The following is a 20,502-nucleotide window of genomic DNA, read 5'->3' as shown; positions in this document are numbered from 1 at the left end:
CTCAGGCTTTTCGGGGCGGAATGATCTGCTGTAGGATTCCGGCTGATGCCAGGTAAAGGCTTGTAATCACCAGCCCCCAATGCGCCCAGCTTTCAGGGTGGAAATCGACCCACGCGGCCCAGCCGGCAAAGAATGTCCATGCCAGCGCCATGGGCAGGGAAATTGTCCGCCACCGTTCCGTGCGAACAGGGTGGATGAACTTGAGCGGCAAGAACATTGCAACCGACAGCACCGTCACCAAAGCCAGTATGATCCAGAAGTTTGGCTGCAGCGCGAAGATCACAATCACAAACATGTTCCAGCAGCCCGGAAAACCGGCAAAAGAGTTGTCTTTGGTCTTCATGCCGGTGCCCACGAGGTACATAGCGCTGGCGAATGTTATGACAATGATGGCGAACCAACCGGTCCAGCCATCCATCAGGCCAGACTTAAACAGTGCAAAGGCTGGTATGAAGATATAAGTCAGGTAGTCGATGATCATGTCCAGGATCATGCCGTCGAATTGCGGGGCATTCTGCTTGACGTGGTAGTGGCGCGCTAGCGGGCCATCTATGCCATCGACGATGAAGGCAACGACAAGCCACAGGAACATCAGGCTCCACTTTTCGTCGACCGCTGCCAACATGGCGAGCATTGCAAAAACGGCACCAGTGGCGGTGAACAGATGAACGAGTAAAGCTTTGAATCTGATTGTCATCCGTGTCTCTTGTACGATGCGGGGGCGAGATGCAAACCAAAAGCCGCAACACAGCCAGATGTAGTGTCTCAGGCTTTGGGGTGCGCGCGGTTGTAGACTTCCATCAGGCGGGCGGTATCTACCGCTGTGTAGGTTTGGGTTGTCGACAAAGAGGCGTGGCCCAGCAGTTCCTGAATCGCGCGAAGGTCGCCCCCGGCAGACAGCAAATGTGTGGCGAAACTGTGCCGCAAAGCATGCGGTGTTGCGGTCGCTGGCAGCCCCAATTGAGCCCGCGCATTGGCCATCACGCTTTGAATTGCGCCGGGGTTCAAAGGCCCGCCCCGAACGCCACGGAACAGAGCTTTGTCGTCGGCTTGCGGGTGCGGGCATAGCTGAAGGTACCTGTCGACTGCCGCGCTGGCGGCAGGAAGGACAGGTACGATTCTTTCTTTGTTCCCCTTGCCGATGATCCGCAGCGTCCCTGCAAGCGGCGCGTCCTTTCCAGTGAGGGACAGTGCCTCTGAGATACGCAAGCCGCAGCCGTATAGCAGCGTGACCACAGCGACGTCCCGAGCGGAGACCCAGTCGCTGGAGGATTGGAGCTCGACCGTATCGATCATCGAGCGTGCGGCGTCTTCGGCCAGTGGGCGCGGCAGCTTTTTGGTGAATTTGGGCGATCGGGTCGATAAAACTGCAGTCGGTTCAAACCCTTCGCGTTCTGACAGCCAGCGGTAAAAGCTTTTTACGGCGGACAGTTTTCGCGCCAACGACCTGGCACCGACCCCTGATCCGCGCTGATCAGCCATCCAGGCGCGCATGTCCGAGACCGAAATGCGAGCCAGAGCAGCAAGCCCCTGACGTTCGCTATGATGTAATGTCATGAATGACAGAAACTCGGTCACGTCGCCACGATAGGCAGATCGCGTGTTCTCGGACCGACCGCCAAGAGCGCCCAGGCTTTCCAGCCAGTGTTGCAGCGCGTCGCGGCAGGCCGGTGAGATCAGGCTCACGACAGCCAGTTGCGCATGGAGCGTTCAAACACACCTGCGAAGAAGGACAGCAGGTCTGTACCCAACTGCGGCGAGAAATGGTTGGGGTCTCTGGCGCTCATGATGATCATGCCGGGCAACCGACCCGCACCCAGATCTAGTCTCAGGCAGGCTTCGGATCTGAGGTGATCGGCCTGCTCGCCAAAGATGCGGTGGGTCGGGTGGATGACTTCGCGCAACACGACCTCGCGCAGGGGGCCGCTGCGATCAAAGGTCAGGTAGTTGTCGACAAAGCCCGGTTCGACCACGGTCAGCACTCGGCCCAGCTTGTCGATTGCCGGGTCGTCCTGAACAGCTGACGTTTCCAGAACCAGCGTGATGCGATCGACACGCAGGATTTCAGCGACGTCTGTGCCCAGTGTCGTGAGAAAATCCTCGAACCCGACGGGTTCAAGCAATCGAAGGATTGCACGATGGACCTGATTGGTGCCCGCCAAATTTTCGTAGGCGGCGGCGATAACTGATCGATGGGTGTCTTCCAGGCGATCCAGTCGCGCCTCAAGCCGTTGCATCGCGATGCCGCGCAGGTCGATGATGTTGTCGCCGCGTGCCTGTTCGTCCGCCGTGACAAGAGCCTGCATGAGGTCCTTATCGTCCAGAACTGCATCAGGCTCGGCCAGAATCGCCTCGCGGAGAGTGTCCTTGAGTTTGGTGTTACTGCTCATGTCCCGTCCGGTCTTTTTTGTTTTGACGCCTTATAACACGGCTGGCGCCTTTTGACTCGGGAAAAATGAGCAGTTGCCGGGAATTCGTGCGTTTTACCGATAGGGTGGGCTCTCCCGCCTGCAAGAACCAGATCAGAGATCAGGTTCTAAGCAGTTGGGCCGGGCGCGGCGCCTTTCGGCACCGCGCGGTCGCGCAGGGGATCAGAGGATTTTCTGACCGGTTTTGGCCCAGTCGGCTAGGAAGGTTTCAAGGCCTTTGTCGGTCAACGGGTGATCGGCCAGTTTCTTGATCACGCCCGGAGGGGCGGTGATCACGTCGGCACCAATGCGGGCGCTGTCGGTCACGTGGTTCACGGTGCGGATCGAGGCGGCGAGGATTTCGGTTTCGAACCCATAGTTGTCATAGACCTGACGGATATCCGCGATCAGGTCCATTCCGTCGAGGTTGATGTCGTCCAGGCGACCGATGAAGGGCGAGATGAAGGTCGCGCCCGCCTTGGCGGCCAGAATGGCTTGGTTGGTTGAAAAGCACAGTGTGACGTTGACCATCTGGCCTTCATCGCTGAGGGTTTTACAGGTCTTAAGCCCGGCCCATGTAAGCGGCACTTTGACGGCGATATTCGGCGCGATCTTGGCCAGCTTGCGGCCTTCGGCGATCATGTCGTCAGCCTCGGTGGCGACGACTTCGGCGGAAACGGGGCCTTCGACCAGATCGCAGATCTCTTTGGTGACTTCCAGAATATCACGGCCCGATTTCAAGATCAGAGAGGGGTTGGTGGTCACGCCGTCCACCATGCCCAGATCGTTCAGTTCAGCGATGGCGTCGATCTCGGCGGTGTCTACGAAGAATTTCATGAGGGCAGTCCTTTGATGGGTTGGCCTTGGTCGCGGATGGCTTTACCCCAAAGAGAGACATGCTGAAACCCCCTGCAAAGGATATGCGTTGGGTACCCAGGAGTATTTCGATCAAGGAGAGCTAGTGGCCGTGTTAACCACACAGCCTCTGGACAGGACGCTGGATTACAAGGCACCCGTGGGTGGGTGTTTTCTGGGTGCGTATGTCGAGGTGCCGCTGGGACCGCGCAAAGTGTTGGGCGTCGTGTGGGGGCCGGGGCAGGGTGGTTTTGACCTAAGCAAGGCCCGTTCGGTGATCCGGGTGCTTGAGGTCGCGCCGATGCGAGAGGAAATGCGGCTGTTTCTGGGCCGCGTGGCAGACTATACGCTGACGCCGATGCCTGCGATGCTGCGGCTTGCGACGCGTGCTCCGGGGTTAAGCGATCCGCCTTCTATGCGAAAAATATATCGCTTGGGAGAGGGTGACCCCGACCGGGTAACCGAGGCGCGGACGCGCGTATTGGAGGTTCTACGGGAATACGGAGGCCTGGCCTTTACCCTGAAAGAGCTTGCGGAACAGGCGGGGGTTACCTCATCCGTTGTAAAGGGGCTGGTCAAGCAAGGCGCTGTCCGGGAGGAGGACAGCCCGCGCGATCTGCCCTATCCGAATTTGGACCCGGATTTGCCGGGTAAGGCGCTGACCGAGGATCAGGCCGCTGCTGTGCAGCAGTTACAAGCGGGGCAACGCACAGGTGACTACGGCACGACTTTGCTGAAAGGTGTGACCGGTTCGGGCAAGACCGAGGTTTATCTGGAAGCGGTGGCAGAGGCCTTGCGAATGGATCGGCAGGCGCTGGTTTTGTTGCCCGAGATCGCCCTGACCGCCGAATTCCTGACGCGGGTCGAGGCACGCTTTGGCGCGCGTCCGGCCGAGTGGCATTCGGGCGCCACCATGACCGAACGCCGCCGGGTCTGGCGGATGGTCGGTCAGGGGGATGCGCAGTTGGTTGTGGGTGCGCGATCGGCCTTATTCCTGCCGTTCCGCGATTTGGGGCTAGTGGTGGTCGATGAAGAACACGACACCTCATACAAGCAGGAAGACGGCGTGCATTACAGCGCGCGGGACATGGCGGTGCTGCGGTCCGCTATCTGTGGGGCGCGCGTGATTTTGGCCAGTGCGACACCCTCGCTGGAAAGCTGGGCCAACGCCGAGGCCGGAAAATACGCACGTGTTGACCTGACCGCGCGGTTTGGCGCCGCCGTTCTGCCCGAGATGAAGCCCATCGACATGCGCGCCGAGCAGATGCAACCGGGGACGTGGATATCGCCCTCGTTGCGGCAAGCGGTGCTTCAGAGGATCGAGCGGGGCGAACAGTCGCTGCTTTTCATCAACCGTCGTGGGTATGCACCGGTGACCTTGTGCCGGGCGTGTGGCGAGCAGATCGCTTGTGATCATTGCGATGCGCGGATGGTCGAGCATCGTTTTCTCAAACGTTTGATGTGCCACCAATGCGGAGAAACCAAGCCAATGCCCGAGGAATGTCCATCCTGCGGGGTCGAGGGCAAGCTGGCCCCGGTTGGGCCGGGAATTGAACGATTGGCAGAAGAAGCCGAAGCCACCTTTCCCGAGGCCAAGATCGCGATGCTGAGTTCCGATCTCTTTGGTTCAGCCCGCGCTCTGAAGGCCAAGATCGAAGAGATTGCTGAAGGTGACGCGGATATCGTCATCGGCACGCAACTGGTGGCCAAAGGGCACAATTTCCCCAAGCTGACTTTGGTAGGGGTGATCGATGCCGACCTGTCGCTGCATGGCGCAGACCTGCGCGCGGCGGAGCGCACGTTCCAACTGATGCGTCAGGTGGCGGGTCGCGCTGGGCGAGCCGACAAACCGGGGCAGGCGCTGTTACAGACGTTTCAACCAGAGCATCCGGTGATCCGTGCGATTCTGTCGGGTGACGAAGAAGGGTTCTGGAAGGCCGAGGCTGCCGGGCGGCAAGCCGCCGGAGTACCGCCCTATGGGCGGATGGCTGGGATCGTATTGTCCGGCCCCGAAGTCGGGCCGGTGTTTGACATCGGAAATGCAATGGCGCGGAATGATGCGCCTTTGCGCGACATTGGCGCTCAGGTGTTTGGACCCGCTCCGGCACCGATTGCGCGTATCCGTGGACGGCATCGTGTCCGTTTGCTGGTTAAAGCCCCTAAGGGGGCGCCGATTCAGGACGCTATCGCCCGCTGGATCGCACCATTGCGCCTCAAGGGCGATATTCGTTTGACCGTCGATATCGATCCGCAAAGCTTTTACTGACTCTGCATGGGCGCAGATTGACTGTGCGGGCACGTGTAGCCTCTCGCCAATTGCAAGAAATCGGCGTAGAGGGGAACCCATGCTGAAACCCATGCCGCTCTCCGAGGCCCAGAGCCTGCCGTTCTGGCGCCGCCCTATGACGCTTTTGTTCATGATGGCGCTGATGATGCCCATTGCGTTCAACGCGTGGAGCGCGCTGTTGAATAACTTCGTCATTGAGGTCGCGAATTTCGACGGGGCAGATATTGGACTGCTGCACACAGTGCGCGAGATACCCGGTTTTCTGGCCGTTGGTGTCATCGCTGTGATCATCTTCATCCGCGAGCAGGTGCTGGCGATGATCTCGCTTATGATGCTAGGCGTGGCCACCGCGATCACCGCATGGTTCCCCAGTCTGGGTGGGCTGCTGTTTGTCACGTTATTCAGCTCGATCGGCTTTCACTATTACGAAACGGTCAACCAGTCGCTGCAGCTGCAATGGCTGCCAAAGGATCGCGCCCCGCAAGTGTTGGGATGGCTCGTGGCAATGGGGTCCGCGGCGACCGCAGTGGTCTATGGCTTGATCGTGCTGACATGGGATCGTTTCGATCTGTCCTACAACTTTGTCTTTATGGCCGCTGGTGGTGTCACTGCGTTCTTGGCGCTGTTTTGTCTGTTCGCCTATCCGCAGTTTGACGCGCCCACGCCGCAGACCAAAAAGCTGATCCTGCGCCGCCGTTATTGGCTGTATTATGCACTGCAATTCATGGCAGGGGCGCGGCGGCAGATTTTTGTCGTCTTCGCCGGTTTCATGATGGTCGAGAAGTTCGGCTTTGAAGTGCACGAACTGACCAGCCTGTACCTTATCAACCTTGTGATCAACATGGCTGCGGCACCGATGTTGGGAAAAGCCGTGTCGGTCTTTGGCGAACGACGCACCTTGATTTTCGAATATGCGGGGCTTGCCATCGTGTTCGCTGCATATGGTGGGATTTACTGGTTCGGTTGGGGCGTTGTGCTGGCCGCGATCCTTTATGTGATTGACCACGTTCTGTTCGCGCTGGCCTTGGCCTTGAAGACCTACTTTCAAAAAATCGCGGATCCCGCCGATATTGCGCCGACGGCTGCGGTGGCCTTTACGATTAACCATATCGCCGCCGTGTTCTTGCCTGCGCTGCTGGGTCTGTTGTGGGTCGTGTCCCCCGGCGCTGTTTTCTTACTGGCCGCGATGATGGCGATGATCTCACTGGGATTGTCACTTTTGATACCGCGCCATCCTGAACCGGGCAACGAGACGATCCTGTCGAAATTCGCGCCGTCACCCGCCGAATAAGGCAATGCTTGACCTTGGCGGCGAGGCACCCTAGGCGCTGTGGCAAATGACTCAGGAGGCCACGATGCCCACATTCACCGCATTGACCACTCTGACCGGTAAGAAAGCAGCCGAAGGCTTGGGTGAGGCGATGGAGAGGCTGGACCCGGAGCCGACGGGTGTTGGCGTGTTCGAAGTCGAAGACGGCTCGGGCCTTTGGGAAGTCGGCGGGTATTTCACCGAAACCCCGGACGAAACCGCCCTTGCAGTGCTTGCGGTGGCGTTCGAAGCCAAGCCCTTTGTCGTTTCTGAATTGCCTGAAACGGATTGGGTCGCTCATGTACGCCGCGAACTTGCCCCGGTCGAAGCAGGCCGTTTCTTTGTTTACGGCAGCCATGATGCGGACAAGTTGCCCGAAGGGCGCATCCCTTTGTTGATCGAGGCCGCGATGGCTTTTGGGACGGGTCATCACGGTACCACACTGGGCTGCCTCAAAGCGCTGGATCATTTGCTGAACGAGGGCTTTTCGGCGACCAAGGTTGCGGATATCGGCTGTGGTACGGCCGTTTTGGCGATGGCTGCAGCGCGGGTGTGGGACGGTGAGATCATCGCCAGTGACATTGACCAAGTCGCCGTTGACGTGGCCGAAGCCAACCTGAAAGCAAATGGCATGACGGGTCAGGTCCGCTGCGTCGAGGCGGCGGGTTTCGATCATCCGGACCTTAAATCCCACGCGCCGTATGATCTGATCTTTGCAAATATCCTAAAAGGACCGCTGGTTGCCCTGTCACCAGAAATTGCCACGAATCTGCGCCCCGGTGGCTATGCGATATTGTCGGGAATCCTCAACGAGCAGGCCGACGAGGTAGCCGATGTTTATCTCCAAAATGGGTTCAATCGGACTGACAGGTCTCAGATTGGTGAATGGACGACGCTAATCTTAAGCAAACAGGGCGTAAATTAGGCCATTTACAGGAGTTTTCTGGATTCTCGCCACTTTTTTGGCGCAATCTCTTTCTACCGTTTTAAGGGTGAATTCTTGGGGGCGGTTATTGGAGGCTGCCATGACTACGAAGCAATTGGATTTTAATCAGCGTGTTCATCGCCTGAATAAAAAGCACGCCAAACTAAGCCGGGGTTACCGCGCGACGATGCGTAAGGATGGCCTTGTGGTTATGCGCCCGCAACGCGTTCAGTCTGCGGTGCCAGCAAAGTTCTTGATTCTCTGCCTTGTCGGCTTTTTCGCGTTCAAAACGTTCCTGCTGACAAGCCTTGGTGCGGCCGGGTATCAATACCGTGTCGATAGTCTGAATGAAGGAACGCCCGTCGAGCAAGCCGGCGCGTGGATCATGCAGATCGACCCGGTTTCGCAATTTCTCTCGACTCAGGTCAGCAAGTATATTCCCTGAGTTTCGTCTGCTCTGACGAGAAACGCCGCGCATTATTGATGCGCGGCGTTCTTTTGTGCCCCCGAGGGAGGAGAAGGGGCGAGTGAGTGAGTGGCTATTGTGCCAGGTCTTACCGGCGGCCCTCAGCGACGATGTCGATGTCGCCACGGCACATGCCGATGTCATCCAGTTCGCGATCCGTCAGGCCGTTCAGCACATTGCGTGTAATGCGGGCGTCATTCCATTCGACAACGGCGTTGATAGCCGATGCAAAAAATCCGCCGATACGGCCAGCGAGGCCGAACGAGCCAGTGGTGGCGCGGGTGATGTCCAGTGCAGCCATATCCTGTTTCCTTCTGGTTAGAGTTCATCTGTCGATCATTCGATCTGAGCGGCATTTAGTGATGTCAGATCGGCACTGCAAGCGCAGAAAATGCATGTGTCCTATGCATTTTTTGCAAGTCTCGAATTTCATGAAAGTCCTTTAATTCATTGACCATTTTCGCTTCATAAAGGTGTCGAATTCAGGCATTTCGCTGTCGCAAACAGGCGATGGTGTCGGGACTGATACAGGTCCGTCGTTTTTCGACTTTTGGTCAATTTGCTTGGAAAATGTTCACCCTTCGTGCTAGTCGAGGATTAAGTAACAAAAAAACAACGCGGGCCGAGGCGAATTATGCGAATTCTGGGCATTGATCCGGGGCTTAGAACCTTGGGATGGGGCGTCATCGAATCGCATGGCAGTCGTTTAAGTCACGTGGCCAATGGGTTGTGCAAATCCGACGGTGACGACCTTGGGGAACGCCTGCTGTCGCTCCATAATCAAATCGTCGAAGTCATTGCTGAGCATGCGCCTGATCAGGCCGCTATCGAACAGACCTTTGTGAACAAGGATGGAGCAGGGACGCTGAAATTGGGTCAAGCCCGTGGCGTTGCTTTGCTGACCTTGGCGCAGGCCGGTTTGCCGGTTGGAGAATACGCGCCGAACAGGGTCAAAAAGACCGTGGTTGGTGTTGGTCACGCCGAAAAAGAGCAGGTCCTTCACATGGTCAAATTGCAATTGCCGGGATGTCAGCCCAAAGGGGCGGACGCCGCTGATGCTTTGGCGATTGCGATCTGCCATTCCTATTACGGGGCATCCCCCCAGTCGCGAATGAAAAGGGTGCAGGCATGATTGGAAAACTCACCGGGCGGCTGGACTATCGGGCGGCGGATCATGTGCTGATCGACGTGCGCGGGGTTGGTTACATCGTCTACTGCTCGGACCGGACGATGGCCGCGCTGCCGGGCGTGGGTGAGGCCGTGTCGATCTACACAGACATGGTCGTCCGCGAAGATCTGATGCAGCTCTATGGTTTCTTGTCACTGGTCGAAAAAGAATGGCATCGCCTGTTATGTTCGGTGCAGGGCGTTGGGGCCAAGGTTTCGCTGGCCATTCTCAGTGCCTTGGGCCCCGATGGTGTGAGCCGCGCGATTGCGCTGGGTGACTGGGGGGCGGTCAAGGCGGCCAAAGGTGTTGGACCAAAAACAGCCCAGCGGATCGTTCTGGATCTTAAGGATAAGGCGCCGGGTGTCATGGCCATGGGCGGAACAGTGACCGAAGCAATGGACGGCCCCGATCTTGAGGTTGTTGAACTTGCGGAACCTGCACCTGCGCCCAAACGGAAAACAGTAAAACCGTCGGGCAATGCAGCCGCGTCTGCCGGAGCGTTGTCTGCGCTTTCCAACCTTGGTTATGGTCCTTCCGAAGCAGCATCCGCAGTCGCTGAGGCGGCAGCAAACCTGCCGGAGGCGGGGGAAGCCGAACTGATCCGGGCTGCGCTTAAACTTCTGGCTCCGAAAGGGTAAGTGAATGGTAGACGCCGATCCAACGCTGCGCCCCGAGCCGATGCCCGAGGATAACGACCGCGCCCTGCGCCCCCAGGGTTTAGATGAATTCATTGGGCAAGCTGAGGCACGTGCTAATCTTCGGATTTTCATTCAATCGGCCCGACAGCGGGGCGAGGCGATGGATCACACGCTGTTCCATGGCCCCCCGGGGTTGGGAAAGACGACTTTGGCGCAGATCATGGCGCGGGAGCTTGGTGTTAACTTTCGTATGACATCCGGCCCTGTCTTGGCCAAGGCTGGTGATCTGGCGGCGATCCTGACCAATCTTGAGTCGCGTGATGTTCTTTTCATCGACGAAATTCACCGTCTGAACCCTGCGGTCGAAGAAGTGCTTTACCCCGCGATGGAGGATTTTGAGCTGGACCTCGTGATCGGTGAGGGCCCTGCCGCCCGCACGGTCCGGATCGAGCTGCAGCCCTTTACGCTGGTGGGTGCGACCACTCGGATGGGGCTTTTGACGACCCCGTTGCGGGATCGGTTCGGTATTCCGACCCGGCTGCAGTATTACACGGTTGATGAGCTACATGAGATTGTCACCCGAAACGCACGCAAGCTGGGCGCACCTGCGGATGACGAAGGCGCGCGCGAGATCGCGCGACGTTCGCGTGGAACCCCCCGGATCGCAGGGCGGTTGCTGCGCCGGGTTGTGGATTTTGCGATTGTCGAAGGTGACGGCCGGATTACACGCGATCTGGCCGATGGAGCATTAACGCGGCTAGGGGTCGACAATCTGGGTTTGGACGGCGCTGACAGGCGTTATCTGACACTGATTGCGGAAAACTACGCCGGTGGGCCGGTTGGGATTGAGACACTTTCAGCGGCGCTGTCGGAAAGCCGCGACTCGCTGGAAGAAGTGATCGAGCCTTACCTGCTGCAGCAGGGTTTGATCCAAAGAACCCCGCGCGGGCGTATGCTGGCGCAAAAGGCATGGAGCCATCTGGGTATGGCCGCCCCAAAAGGGCAGAGCGATCTGTTTGGTTGAACCTGCGTGACTTAGAATTTAAGCGTTGGCCCAACTTGTTTCGTTCGTTGAGGATTGCGCGTGACACCGGAAGACATTCAGGCGTTGTTCACCCGTGAAAGCGGAGAATTCTTGTTCGCACGCTGGGGCCGCCCCATCGTGCCCATCGTCTTTGGCGTCGAGGATGAAACGCTGTCGACTGTCAAGGGCGCGTTCGAGGCCGTGGTGGCATTAGCCGACCATAAGATGGCCGAGACCGATCCCGAACTGGGTGCTAATTGCATGGTGTTCTTCTTTCGCGACTGGAAAGAACTGCTGGAAGTACCGGATCTGGATCGTTTGATCCCCGATCTTGCGCCTTTGGTCGACCGCCTGGTCTCTGCCGATGCCAACCAGTACAGAATTTTCCGTTTTGAAGAGGATGGCGCGATCAGAGCCGCCTTTGTCTTCTTGCGTATGGATAATGAGCTGTCGAAGGTTCCCGCCGAAACGCTTGCACTTAGCCAGGTCGTTCAGACCATCCTCTTGTGGTCAGATACTGCATTTCGGACGCAATCCCCGCTTGCGGTTGCTGGCGGAACCACAGTTTTGCGACCGGATATCGCTGACCTGATCCGCGCAGCTTATGATCCGGTCCTGCCCGCGGCGGCGCAAGACGCATCTCATGCATTGCGCCTGTTTGCGCGTTTGCAGCCGACGCAATAGGTGCCTTTGCGCCCCGCTTACGCAGGGATATGGCTGGCGTGATACGCGTCTAGCAGCGCCTTGTCCGACGTAAAGAATGCGCCACCGCCAATGAGGGTCGTTACGCCATATCTATCCAGCTCTCGCTGGACCTTGGGTGTTACATGCATGAAAACCAATTGAATGCCTTTGTCGGCTAACCTGCTTTGGACGTGGCGCAGCGTGTAGCCTGCGGTAAAGTCGACATCATCCACCGCAGAAGCCTCGATGCAAAACCAACGGATTTCCGAATTTGGATCCGCAGTTATCGCGGTTATGTCGTCAGCAAGTCGTTGCGCATTGGCATAGTACAGGCTGTGTGAAAAATGATAGATGACCAGTCCGGGTTCAAACTGGTTTGGGGCCGATATTGATTTGGGGTAAGCACCGCCGTCATTTTTGTTTTTGACAAGGACGGTGTTTCTGGGTCGATATCCCCGGCGGGTGTGGTCGATCAGGGACAATACCATCGCGAATAAAATGCCTTGTTCGACCCCTACGAATACGACAACGGCCGCTGTTGCGATTGCGATCCAGAATTCGGATCGCGCCTGCCGGTAGATGGCCGCCAGCCCTTTCAGGTCGATCAACTTAATCCCGATCAGAAAGACAATTGCTGAAAGGGCAGCATTGGGCAGATAGGCCAAGGGGGCGGTCAGAAACAGGATCACTGCAAGTACGATCGCTACCGTGGTGAGCTGAGCAATCTGGCTGCGCCCACCGGCGCTGGCGACCATCTCGGTCTTGGTGGGGCTGCCATTGACCACGAAGGTTCCGCTGAAAGCCGCACCAAGGTTTGCCAGCCCCAACCCGACGAGGTCGGTGTTTTCGTTGAAACGTTCCTCGAAACGCGCGGCGTATGCACGGGAGGTTGCTGCGCTTTGGGCTAGGATGACAACGAAAATTGACAGGGCTGTCGGCAGCAGTTGTTTGAAAAGGTTCCAGCTCCAATCGACGTTTGGAAACGACAAGCTGAGAAGGCCTGCCGGTACCGGACCCAGCACTGATATCCCGTTAGCACCAAGTTTGAAGGCCCAGCTGCAAAATATGATGCCCAAAATCGCAATTAAAGGCCCCGGGATCTTGGCTGATACGCGTTTGCACACCAATACCGTGGCAAGAATTGCGACTGAGACCATCAGGGTCGGCATGCTGAATTGCTCAAAATGCAGCAATGCGCCGCGTAGCTTTTCGACAGTACCGTGCCCGGTGGCCTCGATACCCAGCATTCCGGGGATTTCTCCGACGGCGACCTGAATGCCGACGCCGGTCAGAAAGCCGATCAGGACGGTGCGCGACAGGAAATCCGCCAAAAAGCCCAATCGGACAAGGCGCGCTGCCACCAAAAGTACGGCTGCCATCAGGGCCAGTAACGACGCGAGCGCAAGGTATTCGGACGAGCCGGAAACCGCCATGCCAGCCAGGGCCGAAGCTGTTATGGCAGCCGTGGCTGAGTCCGCTCCGACGACGAGGTGCCGTGATGAGCCAAAGATCGAAAACAGCGCCATAGGTATCAGGATCGTGTACAACCCGGTGACGACCGGGGTTCCTGCGATCTTGGTGTATCCCATGACCTCGGGGATCGCGAGGCAAGCAAAGGTCAATCCGGCCAAAACCTCGGTTGGAAGACGGGATTTGTCCAGCGGCAAGACACCCTGAAGCAGGGGCAAAGCCATCGCTTTCTTGCTGCCGTCGTTTTGTGCCATTGTAATGTCCGTTCACTCACCGGCTGATTTATTGAACGTTATCGGCCATATCGCTGATTTTCGAGTGCGGATAACTGCTTACTTTAACTTTATGGTCCCGCAGGGATTGCAGCTCGGTTGCCGGGTATGCATCTGTTTGGGGTAGGGTCCGTCCTCGGCCTGCCGATCAGCCTGTTAGTAAGAGAGCCGCTCCATGACCCAAGATGCAGCCGAACAGCAAACGCACATTTACCCGGTCCGGGTCTTTTACGAAGATACGGATATGGGCGGTGTCGTTTATCACGCGAACTACCTGAAATATATCGAACGCGCGCGCTCGGATTATGTGCGAAACATTGGAAATGACCAGAATGCCATGCGCGACGCAGGCTTCGTTTGGGTCGTGCGCAGGGTCGAGGCAGATTACCTTGCAACGGCCAGATTTGACGACGAGCTGATCGTGGAAACAAAGATCGTCTCAATTTCGGGTGTCCGGCTGACGATGGCGCAATTGGTCAAACGAGGCGAGACCGAGATTTTCAAGGCAACTGTGACGGCTGTTTGCATGAACAATCAGGGTAAGCCGGTGCGTCTTCCGGCAGAGATTCGCGCATTGGTGTAACAATTTTCAGGATTGCAGTGGTTCTGTTGGCATTTCAAATCCAACTGCGTTAGCGTTCGACAAAACAAGGCCAAACCAACGGCCGTCAGGCAAAAACTAAAGAGCAGGTTCATGGAAGCTGAAACGCTGGCGCTGGCGCAGGAGATCGACTTCTCCATGTGGGGGCTGTATGCCCGCGCGACCTTTATCGTGAAATTGGTGATGCTGATGTTGATCGGCGCGTCGGTTTGGTCGTGGGGGATCATCATACAGAAGACAATCAATTACCGTGCAGCGCGTCGCGAGGCACAGGTATTTGATGAGGCTTTCTGGTCGGGCAATCCTCTGGACGAATTATTCGAACAGATCGGAACGCAACCCGACGGAAGCTCTGAAAAGATTTTTGCCGCAGGAATGATTGAGTGGCGACGGTCGCACCGCACAGATGGTGGGTTGATTGCCGGGGCGACCGCGCGGATTGACCGATCAATGGACGTGGCCATCGCGAAAGAGGCGGAAACGTTGCAAAAGGGATTGCCGATTCTGGCAACCGTCGGCTCGACCGCGCCATTTATCGGTCTGTTCGGAACCGTATGGGGCATCATGAATGCCTTTATCGAAATTGCCGAACAGCAAAACACCAATCTGGCAGTTGTGGCCCCCGGTATTGCCGAGGCTTTGTTGGCCACCGGTTTGGGCCTGTTGGCTGCGATCCCGGCAGTGATTTTCTACAACAAGCTCAGCGCGGATAGTGACCGGATCGTTGGCGGCTATGAGGCTTTTGCCGACGAATTCGCCACGATCCTGTCGCGCCAGTTGGACAGCTGATATGGGCGCTGCGGTTCAGCAACCCTCTGGCGGGAATGGGCGCAGACGTGGACGTCGGCGCGGGCGGGCCCAGCCGATGGCAGAGATCAACGTGACGCCCTTTGTAGACGTCATGCTTGTTTTGCTGATCATCTTCATGGTTGCCGCGCCGCTGTTGACTGTCGGGGTTCCGGTAGACCTGCCCAAAACCGCAGCCAGCGCATTACCCGGCGATAACGAAGAGCCATTGACCGTCACGCTGACAGCCGATGGCCGTGTTCAGATACAGACGACGGATATCTTGCGCGAAGAGTTGATTGGCAGATTGCGCGCTATCGCGGCAGAACGGAGCAGCGACCGCGTGTTCCTGCGCGCGGATGGTGCCATTCCCTATGCGCAGGTTATGCAGGTAATGGGTGCGTTAAATGCGGGTGGGTTTTCCAATGTGGGCCTTGTGACCGACACTGGCGGCCCGACGCTGGACGAAGGTGGAGAGTGAGGCCGCACGGTGGACACCGGCACCAAGATCTCGGCAATTGCCCACGTCAGTTTGATAGGGTGGGCTTTTTTCGGCGGAACCTTCCGGTCCGAGCCGCTCCCTATGGCTGTGCAGGATGTGTCCGTAATCTCGGCTGAGCAATTCGCGGCTATGACCGCCCAGCAGGACGCGCCCGAAGTGCCCACACCCGCTGCTTTGCAGCAACCACAAGAGCCGGTCGAAGACGTCAACGCGCCAGAGCCTGTCGAGGAAGAACAGACCATTCCCGAGGTCGCGGAACCGGTTGAACCCGAGCCCGAACCGGAGCCCGAAGCGGTCGAGCCGCCGCCCGAGCCGGTCGTGATCGAACAACCTCCTGCATTGGAGCCGCCCGAGCCTGAGGTTGCGGCGCTGCCGGTGCCGCCGGGCCCCGAGGCGCTGCCGCGGCCTGCCGACAAGGTCGCGCCCGAACCCATTGCACCGCCGCCACCAGAGGCCGCGCCGGACGACATCGAAACGCCGGCAGTTTCGTTGGACGAGGGGGCCGAGACTCAGCAGGAACAACAGGACCAGACAGCCCCCGAAGAAGCGACGGACGAGATCGTAACCGAGGCTGAAGAGGCTAAGGAATACGCCCCGCGGACGTCGCCACGCCCCCAAGTCAGGCCCCGGCGGCCATCACCCCCTCCGCAAGAGGAAGTCGCCCAAGAGCCAGAGCCCGAGGCACCGACGCCCCCGGCCGCGGATGAAAGCGCTATCCAAGACGCATTGGCCGAAGCGCTGGGTCAGGGCAGTGAACCTTCCGGCCCACCGCTGACCAGCGGTGAGAAAGACGCAATGCGCCTAGCCGTGTCGCAGTGTTGGAACGTTGGTTCTTTGTCAACGGATGCGCTGCAGACTGTGGTAGTTGTCGGATTTTCACTGACCCCCGACGGCAAGGTCGTAGGGGGTAGCTTGCGCATGATTGACAGCTCAGGCGGGTCGGCTGGTGCTGCAAGACAGGCATTTGAGGCCGCGCGACGCGCAATTCTGCGCTGTGGTGCGAAAGGTTACGATCTGCCTGCTGACAAATATGCCCAATGGCAGGATATTGAGATTACATTCAATCCCGAGAGGATGCGGATCAAATGATGAAACTTCTGACCAGCTTGTTGCTTGGCCTGACGCTATTGACAGCGCCGGTTTACGCCCAGAACGGACCGCTGCGTTTGGAACTGGATCAGGGGATCATCGAACCCTTGCCCTTTGCGGTGCCCAGTTTCGTACCCGACGGTCCGGCAGCGGCGCAGTTCGCACGGGATATTTCTCGGGTGGTGGCAGATGACCTGACGGGCACGGGGCTATTCCGAGAAATCTCGCCCGACGCTTTTATCAGCCGGGTCAGCAGCTTTGAGGCACCGGTACAATTTGCGGATTGGAAGGCCATTAATGCGGATGCTTTGGTGACAGGGGGTGTCAATGTCTCGGGTAACCGACTGACGGTGCGTTTCCGTGTGTGGGACGTCTTTTCCGGTCAGGAATTGGGGAATGGGCTGCAATTTGCGGGCACCACCGATGGTTGGCGGCGCATGGCACATAAAGTGTCGGATCAGGTCTACAGCCGGATCACGGGCGAGGGTGCCTATTTTGACAGCCGCGTTGCGTTTGTCTCGGAAAGCGGGCCGAAGGATCAGCGCCTGAAACGCTTGGCGATCATGGATTATGACGGCGCCAATGTGCAGTTCCTGACTGATAGCGCCGCGATCGTTCTGGCCCCCCGCTTTTCGCCCACCGGCGATCGGCTGCTCTATACCAGTTATGAAACCGGGCAGCCGCGCATTTATGTTCTGGACGTTGACCGCGTCCGCCGGACCGAGTTGAACACGCCGGGCGGCACCATGAGCTTTTCGCCCCGCTTTTCACCGGACGGGCGTTCGATTGTCTATTCGCTGATCCAAGGGGGGAATACCGACCTTTGGAAGATGGACCTGGCCTCTGGTCAAAGCACCCGGCTGACCAATACTCCCGCCATCGAAACAGCGCCAAGCTATTCACCTGACGGCCGGCAGATCGTGTTTGAAAGCGATCGCTCCGGCACGCCACAGCTGTATGTCATGCCCGCGAATGGCGGTGAGGCGACGCGGATCAGCTTTGGGCAGGGGCGGTATGGCACTCCGGTCTGGTCTCCGCGTGGGGATCTGATTGCGTTTACCAAGCAGAACAGGGGCCGGTTCCACATTGGCGTTATGCGCACCAATGGGGATGAAGAGCGTCTTTTGACCTCATCTTTCCTGGACGAAGGGCCGACCTGGTCACCCAACGGCCGTGTGATCATGTTCACCCGTGAAACGCAGGGTGCAAGCGGTCGTGCGGCGCTTTATTCGGTGGATATTTCGGGCCGCAACCTGCGCCCCGTTCGTACGCCGGATGGTGGTAGCGATCCCTCGTGGGGACCCTTACAGAATTGATCGCGGCGGCAGGTCGGAAAAGTTCACAAGAAACCTGCACTGTGGTACAGAGACGGCAATAAACAGATAACACAACGAGGCACTTGAGATGAACGTATTGGGCAAAGTCGCGGCAGTTGGCCTTTTGGGCGCAATGGCTGCGTGTACAAGCAACGATCCGTCGACGCTTGGCGGTGGATTTGGGAATGGTGCGAACGGTGCAAATGGCGGTCTGGTCGCCGGGTCGCCAAGCGATCCAACATCGCCGGCCTATTTCCAGCAAACCGTTGGTGATCGCGTGCTGTTTGCTGTGGATCAATCGACCTTGACGCCGCAGGGGCAGACCGTTTTGCAGGGGCAGGCAGACTGGCTTTTGGCAAATCCTGACTTTGTGGCAACAATTGAAGGCCATGCAGACGAGCAGGGCACGCGCGAGTACAACCTTGCATTGGGCGCGCGCAGGGCGAACTCGGTTCGTGAGTACCTGATTTCCCGAGGTGTGGCGGGCACCCGTCTGAACACGGTTAGCTATGGTAAAGAGCGCCCGATCGAGATTTGCAGCACCGAGGAATGCTATTCCAAAAACCGCCGCGCGGTGACGGTGCTGACCGGTTCAACCTTGGGGTAACGTGATGAGAATTGCAGGATGGGTTTTGGCCGCGGTTCTGGCGGCCTCTGGGATGGCGCAAGCGCAGGATCAACAGACCCTGGCGGATATCCGTCAGGAGCTGACGGTGCTGCATGTCGAGATCCAGCGCCTCAAGCGTGAGTTTTCGACTACCGGATCACCGGCGCCAAACCTGTCCGGCAGTTCTATTCTGGAACGTGTGGATGCAATCGAGGCGGAATTGCAGCGTCTCACAAGGCAGACAGAACAACTGAACCAGCGCGTGCAAAACGTGGTGACAGATGGCACCAACCGAATTGGCGATCTGGAATTTCGTTTGGTCGAACTGGAAGGCGGCGATCTGAGCACGCTGGGCGAAACCTCGACGCTGGGCGGCGACACCGAGATTGCGGCGGCGACCCCGACGGCCCCAATCAGCCCGTCCATCCCGGACCAAGGCGAACTGGCCGTCGGAGAACGCGCTGATTTTGACGCGGCAGCGCAGGCTCTGGCCGAAGGTAACTTTCAAGCTGCGGCGGATCAGTTCGCGGTATTCGACACGTCATACCCCGGCAGCCCTCTTGCGCCCGAAGCGAACCTGAAACGCGGACAGGCGCTTGAGAACCTTGGGGACACGCGCGAAGCGGCGAGGGCGTTTCTGGCCAGCTTCACCGGAGATTCTGAGGGCACTTTTGCACCGGACGCCCTGTTTGAACTGGGTTCTGCCTTGGGGCGTCTGGGTCAGAGAGATCAGGCCTGTATTACGCTCAGTGAGGTCGGCGTACGATTCCCAACTTCACCAGCGGCCTCCAGCGCATCACAGGAAATGATTGCGCTGGGCTGTTCTTGAGCACGCACGCCAACACCATCAGATCACAGATCCGAGCACGACTACCGGCGCAGCTGCCGCCCAAGATTGGGGTTGCTGTGTCTGGCGGCGGTGACTCGGTTGCCCTGTTGCACGCTTTGCATGAGATTGCGCAGACGGAAGGGGTGACGCTGTTTGCAGCCACCGTAAACCACAATTTGCGCGAAGAATCTGCCGATGAGGCGCGTTGGGTGTCACAATGCGCCCAAGATCTGGGCGTGTCGCATGAAATTTTGATCTGGCAGGGATGGAACAAGACAGGAAATCTGCAGGATCAGGCCAGACAGGCACGGTACCGTTTGCTGGAAGGCTGGGCGCGTCGCCGTGAACTCGGTGCGATCGCGTTGGGACACACCGCGGATGATCAGGCAGAAACCTTTTTGATGCGTCTCGGGCGATCTGCCGGTGTCACCGGTTTGTCCGGCATGCCTTGGGCGCGCAATCAGGGTGGAGTGACGCTGTTGCGTCCGATGCTTGGGATCACACGTCAGCAACTGCGCGATTATCTGACGGAGATTGGTGGCACTTGGATTGAAGACCCCTCGAATCAGGACCGCCGTTTTGATCGGATTAAGGCGCGCGATGCCTTGGTTGGCCTCGGTGATATCGGAATCACCGCCCAAACATTGGCCCGTGTGACTGACAACCTTACACAGGCACGTGACGCCTTAGAGCATTTTACGCAGGAATCCGCCCGAAACGTGCTGCAAGTGGATGGTGGCGATGTTTGTGTTGACCGTGGGGCGTTCAGCGCGTTGCCAACCGAAATTCAGCGCCGGCTTCTGATCGGTTGTGTCGGATGGATCGCAGGGGCCGGCTACCCGCCGCGCCAGGGGGCCGTTGATCAGGCCCTGGTTTCGATCCGTGACGGAGAAACCGCGACGATCGGCGGCTGCATTATAATACCAAAAGGCCAGAAAACGTGGGTTTGCAGGGAACTAAACGCCGTTCTAGACAAAAGCAGCGCGCCCGGCGCCATCTGGGATGGGCGGTGGATTTTGACTGGGCCATCGAGTGCCTCAGCCGAAGTTCGCGCGCTTGGCGAAGACGGAATTCGGCTTGTGCAAGATTGGCGTGCATCGGGAAAACCACGTGGCGCGGCCTTGGCAACGCCCTCTGTTTGGGTGGGCACGGACCTTGTTTCTGCCCCATTACTGGGCTTTTCCAATGGTTGGCGCGTAGAATTGACGTCAGATGCGGCTGAGTTTCACTCTTCTTTTTTATCGCATTGAACCTGCTTGAATCATC

General features: G+C 58.2%; 22 protein-coding genes. 16 read left to right on the top strand and 6 right to left on the bottom strand.

The features are described 5' to 3' along the window. Position 1: 1 nt before the first annotated feature. The 4 genes from ACR0DG_RS04620 to fsa all read right to left on the bottom strand — a co-directional run bounded on the left by ACR0DG_RS04620 (position 2) and on the right by fsa (position 3,245). Positions 2-697: a CDP-alcohol phosphatidyltransferase family protein gene (locus ACR0DG_RS04620; protein ID WP_480694738.1), complete on the bottom strand. Its 696-nt coding sequence runs from the start codon at positions 695-697 to the stop codon at positions 2-4. A 68-nt stretch (positions 698-765) separates the two neighbouring features. After that, positions 766-1,686 carry a tyrosine recombinase XerC gene (locus tag ACR0DG_RS04615; protein ID WP_480694736.1) on the bottom strand — a complete coding sequence of 307 codons (921 nt, stop codon included), beginning with the start codon at positions 1,684-1,686 and terminating at the stop codon, positions 766-768. Then, positions 1,683-2,390, bottom strand: coding sequence for a DUF484 family protein (locus ACR0DG_RS04610; protein ID WP_480694734.1), 708 nt, complete (start codon positions 2,388-2,390; stop codon positions 1,683-1,685). The genes ACR0DG_RS04615 and ACR0DG_RS04610 overlap by 4 nt, the downstream gene beginning before the upstream one ends. Positions 2,391-2,591: 201 nt before the next feature. Further along, on the bottom strand, positions 2,592-3,245 hold the full coding sequence (fsa, locus tag ACR0DG_RS04605) for a fructose-6-phosphate aldolase (protein ID WP_480694732.1): 654 nt from the start codon (positions 3,243-3,245) through the stop codon (positions 2,592-2,594). Positions 3,246-3,333: 88 nt separating this feature from the next. Here fsa and ACR0DG_RS04600 point away from each other — a divergent pair, with 88 nt between their 5' ends. The 4 genes from ACR0DG_RS04600 (at position 3,334) to ACR0DG_RS04585 (ending at position 8,229) form a co-directional block, all read left to right on the top strand. Beyond that, on the top strand, positions 3,334-5,529 hold the full coding sequence (locus tag ACR0DG_RS04600) for a primosomal protein N' (protein WP_480694730.1): 2,196 nt from the start codon (positions 3,334-3,336) through the stop codon (positions 5,527-5,529). Between the two features lie 79 nt (positions 5,530-5,608). Beyond that, complete coding sequence (locus ACR0DG_RS04595; RefSeq protein WP_480694728.1) at positions 5,609-6,841, top strand: MFS transporter; 1,233 nt, start codon at positions 5,609-5,611, stop codon at positions 6,839-6,841. Between the two features lie 64 nt (positions 6,842-6,905). Beyond that, the gene (locus ACR0DG_RS04590; RefSeq protein ID WP_480694726.1) at positions 6,906-7,784 is read left to right on the top strand and encodes a 50S ribosomal protein L11 methyltransferase; all 879 of its coding nucleotides are present in this window, start codon (positions 6,906-6,908) and stop codon (positions 7,782-7,784) included. Between the two features lie 100 nt (positions 7,785-7,884). Continuing rightward, on the top strand, positions 7,885-8,229 hold the full coding sequence (locus ACR0DG_RS04585; RefSeq protein ID WP_480694724.1) for a hypothetical protein: 345 nt from the start codon (positions 7,885-7,887) through the stop codon (positions 8,227-8,229). 109 nt (positions 8,230-8,338) lie between these two features. Here the strand turns inward: ACR0DG_RS04585 and ACR0DG_RS04580 are convergent, their stop codons facing one another. After that, positions 8,339-8,551, bottom strand: coding sequence for a DUF1127 domain-containing protein (locus ACR0DG_RS04580; protein ID WP_480694722.1), 213 nt, complete (start codon positions 8,549-8,551; stop codon positions 8,339-8,341). Between the two features lie 333 nt (positions 8,552-8,884). On the opposite strand from ACR0DG_RS04580, the gene ruvC reads away from it, so the two are divergent. From ruvC to ACR0DG_RS04560, 4 genes are read left to right on the top strand one after another with little or no spacing between them, the layout of a single operon-like run. Continuing rightward, positions 8,885-9,382 carry a crossover junction endodeoxyribonuclease RuvC gene (ruvC, locus tag ACR0DG_RS04575; RefSeq protein WP_480694720.1) on the top strand — a complete coding sequence of 166 codons (498 nt, stop codon included), beginning with the start codon at positions 8,885-8,887 and terminating at the stop codon, positions 9,380-9,382. Next, a complete protein-coding gene (gene ruvA / locus ACR0DG_RS04570; protein ID WP_480694718.1) occupies positions 9,379-10,056 on the top strand; it encodes a Holliday junction branch migration protein RuvA in 678 nt (225 codons plus the stop codon). The genes ruvC and ruvA overlap by 4 nt, the downstream gene beginning before the upstream one ends. Positions 10,057-10,060: 4 nt before the next feature. Next, a complete protein-coding gene (gene ruvB, locus ACR0DG_RS04565; protein WP_480694716.1) occupies positions 10,061-11,080 on the top strand; it encodes a Holliday junction branch migration DNA helicase RuvB in 1,020 nt (339 codons plus the stop codon). A gap of 60 nt (positions 11,081-11,140) precedes the next feature. Beyond that, entirely contained in the window at positions 11,141-11,764 is a 624-nt protein-coding gene (locus ACR0DG_RS04560; RefSeq protein WP_480694714.1) for a hypothetical protein, read from the top strand. Positions 11,765-11,781: 17 nt separating this feature from the next. On the opposite strand, the gene ACR0DG_RS04555 is transcribed toward ACR0DG_RS04560, so the two are convergent. Further along, positions 11,782-13,488, bottom strand: coding sequence for a SulP family inorganic anion transporter (locus ACR0DG_RS04555; protein ID WP_480694712.1), 1,707 nt, complete (start codon positions 13,486-13,488; stop codon positions 11,782-11,784). Between the two features lie 193 nt (positions 13,489-13,681). On the opposite strand from ACR0DG_RS04555, the gene ybgC reads away from it, so the two are divergent. From ybgC to tilS, 8 genes are all read left to right on the top strand, one after another. Then, positions 13,682-14,089, top strand: a complete 408-nt coding sequence (gene ybgC, locus ACR0DG_RS04550) for a tol-pal system-associated acyl-CoA thioesterase (protein WP_480694711.1) — start codon at positions 13,682-13,684, stop codon at positions 14,087-14,089. Between the two features lie 111 nt (positions 14,090-14,200). Continuing rightward, positions 14,201-14,896 carry a protein TolQ gene (tolQ, locus tag ACR0DG_RS04545; RefSeq protein ID WP_480694709.1) on the top strand — a complete coding sequence of 232 codons (696 nt, stop codon included), beginning with the start codon at positions 14,201-14,203 and terminating at the stop codon, positions 14,894-14,896. A gap of 1 nt (position 14,897) precedes the next feature. Beyond that, positions 14,898-15,374 carry a protein TolR gene (tolR, locus tag ACR0DG_RS04540; protein ID WP_480694707.1) on the top strand — a complete coding sequence of 159 codons (477 nt, stop codon included), beginning with the start codon at positions 14,898-14,900 and terminating at the stop codon, positions 15,372-15,374. A gap of 9 nt (positions 15,375-15,383) precedes the next feature. Beyond that, positions 15,384-16,484 carry an energy transducer TonB gene (locus ACR0DG_RS04535; protein ID WP_480694705.1) on the top strand — a complete coding sequence of 367 codons (1,101 nt, stop codon included), beginning with the start codon at positions 15,384-15,386 and terminating at the stop codon, positions 16,482-16,484. Continuing rightward, the gene (gene tolB / locus ACR0DG_RS04530; RefSeq protein ID WP_480694704.1) at positions 16,481-17,800 is read left to right on the top strand and encodes a Tol-Pal system beta propeller repeat protein TolB; all 1,320 of its coding nucleotides are present in this window, start codon (positions 16,481-16,483) and stop codon (positions 17,798-17,800) included. The genes ACR0DG_RS04535 and tolB overlap by 4 nt, the downstream gene beginning before the upstream one ends. Before the next feature lie 88 nt (positions 17,801-17,888). Beyond that, positions 17,889-18,407 (top strand): peptidoglycan-associated lipoprotein Pal, encoded by a 519-nt coding sequence (gene pal, locus ACR0DG_RS04525; RefSeq protein ID WP_480694702.1) that lies wholly within the window; start codon positions 17,889-17,891, stop codon positions 18,405-18,407. A 4-nt stretch (positions 18,408-18,411) separates the two neighbouring features. Next, complete coding sequence (gene ybgF / locus ACR0DG_RS04520) at positions 18,412-19,236, top strand: tol-pal system protein YbgF (protein ID WP_480694700.1); 825 nt, start codon at positions 18,412-18,414, stop codon at positions 19,234-19,236. Further along, positions 19,233-20,486 carry a tRNA lysidine(34) synthetase TilS gene (gene tilS, locus ACR0DG_RS04515; protein WP_480694698.1) on the top strand — a complete coding sequence of 418 codons (1,254 nt, stop codon included), beginning with the start codon at positions 19,233-19,235 and terminating at the stop codon, positions 20,484-20,486. The genes ybgF and tilS overlap by 4 nt, the downstream gene beginning before the upstream one ends. Positions 20,487-20,502 lie beyond the last annotated feature (16 nt).

This window comes from Ruegeria sp. BG8, from assembly GCF_056538325.1.
This window is presented reverse-complemented; position numbering and strand designations above follow the sequence as displayed.

What these genes read in the sequence shown, in the direction of transcription:
- ACR0DG_RS04620 (WP_480694738.1), bottom strand. Translation starts at nt 697, where the DNA reads ATGACAATCAGATTCAAAGCTTTACTCGTTCATCTGTTCACCGCCACT.
- ACR0DG_RS04610 (WP_480694734.1), bottom strand. Translation starts at nt 2,390, where the DNA reads ATGAGCAGTAACACCAAACTCAAGGACACTCTCCGCGAGGCGATTCTG.
- fsa (WP_480694732.1), bottom strand. Translation starts at nt 3,245, where the DNA reads ATGAAATTCTTCGTAGACACCGCCGAGATCGACGCCATCGCTGAACTG.
- ACR0DG_RS04595 (WP_480694728.1), top strand. Translation starts at nt 5,609, where the DNA reads ATGCTGAAACCCATGCCGCTCTCCGAGGCCCAGAGCCTGCCGTTCTGG.
- ACR0DG_RS04590 (WP_480694726.1), top strand. Translation starts at nt 6,906, where the DNA reads ATGCCCACATTCACCGCATTGACCACTCTGACCGGTAAGAAAGCAGCC.
- ACR0DG_RS04585 (WP_480694724.1), top strand. Translation starts at nt 7,885, where the DNA reads ATGACTACGAAGCAATTGGATTTTAATCAGCGTGTTCATCGCCTGAAT.
- ACR0DG_RS04580 (WP_480694722.1), bottom strand. Translation starts at nt 8,551, where the DNA reads ATGGCTGCACTGGACATCACCCGCGCCACCACTGGCTCGTTCGGCCTC.
- ruvC (WP_480694720.1), top strand. Translation starts at nt 8,885, where the DNA reads ATGCGAATTCTGGGCATTGATCCGGGGCTTAGAACCTTGGGATGGGGC.
- ruvA (WP_480694718.1), top strand. Translation starts at nt 9,379, where the DNA reads ATGATTGGAAAACTCACCGGGCGGCTGGACTATCGGGCGGCGGATCAT.
- ruvB (WP_480694716.1), top strand. Translation starts at nt 10,061, where the DNA reads ATGGTAGACGCCGATCCAACGCTGCGCCCCGAGCCGATGCCCGAGGAT.
- ACR0DG_RS04555 (WP_480694712.1), bottom strand. Translation starts at nt 13,488, where the DNA reads ATGGCACAAAACGACGGCAGCAAGAAAGCGATGGCTTTGCCCCTGCTT.
- ybgC (WP_480694711.1), top strand. Translation starts at nt 13,682, where the DNA reads ATGACCCAAGATGCAGCCGAACAGCAAACGCACATTTACCCGGTCCGG.
- tolQ (WP_480694709.1), top strand. Translation starts at nt 14,201, where the DNA reads ATGGAAGCTGAAACGCTGGCGCTGGCGCAGGAGATCGACTTCTCCATG.
- tolR (WP_480694707.1), top strand. Translation starts at nt 14,898, where the DNA reads ATGGGCGCTGCGGTTCAGCAACCCTCTGGCGGGAATGGGCGCAGACGT.
- tolB (WP_480694704.1), top strand. Translation starts at nt 16,481, where the DNA reads ATGATGAAACTTCTGACCAGCTTGTTGCTTGGCCTGACGCTATTGACA.
- pal (WP_480694702.1), top strand. Translation starts at nt 17,889, where the DNA reads ATGAACGTATTGGGCAAAGTCGCGGCAGTTGGCCTTTTGGGCGCAATG.
- ybgF (WP_480694700.1), top strand. Translation starts at nt 18,412, where the DNA reads ATGAGAATTGCAGGATGGGTTTTGGCCGCGGTTCTGGCGGCCTCTGGG.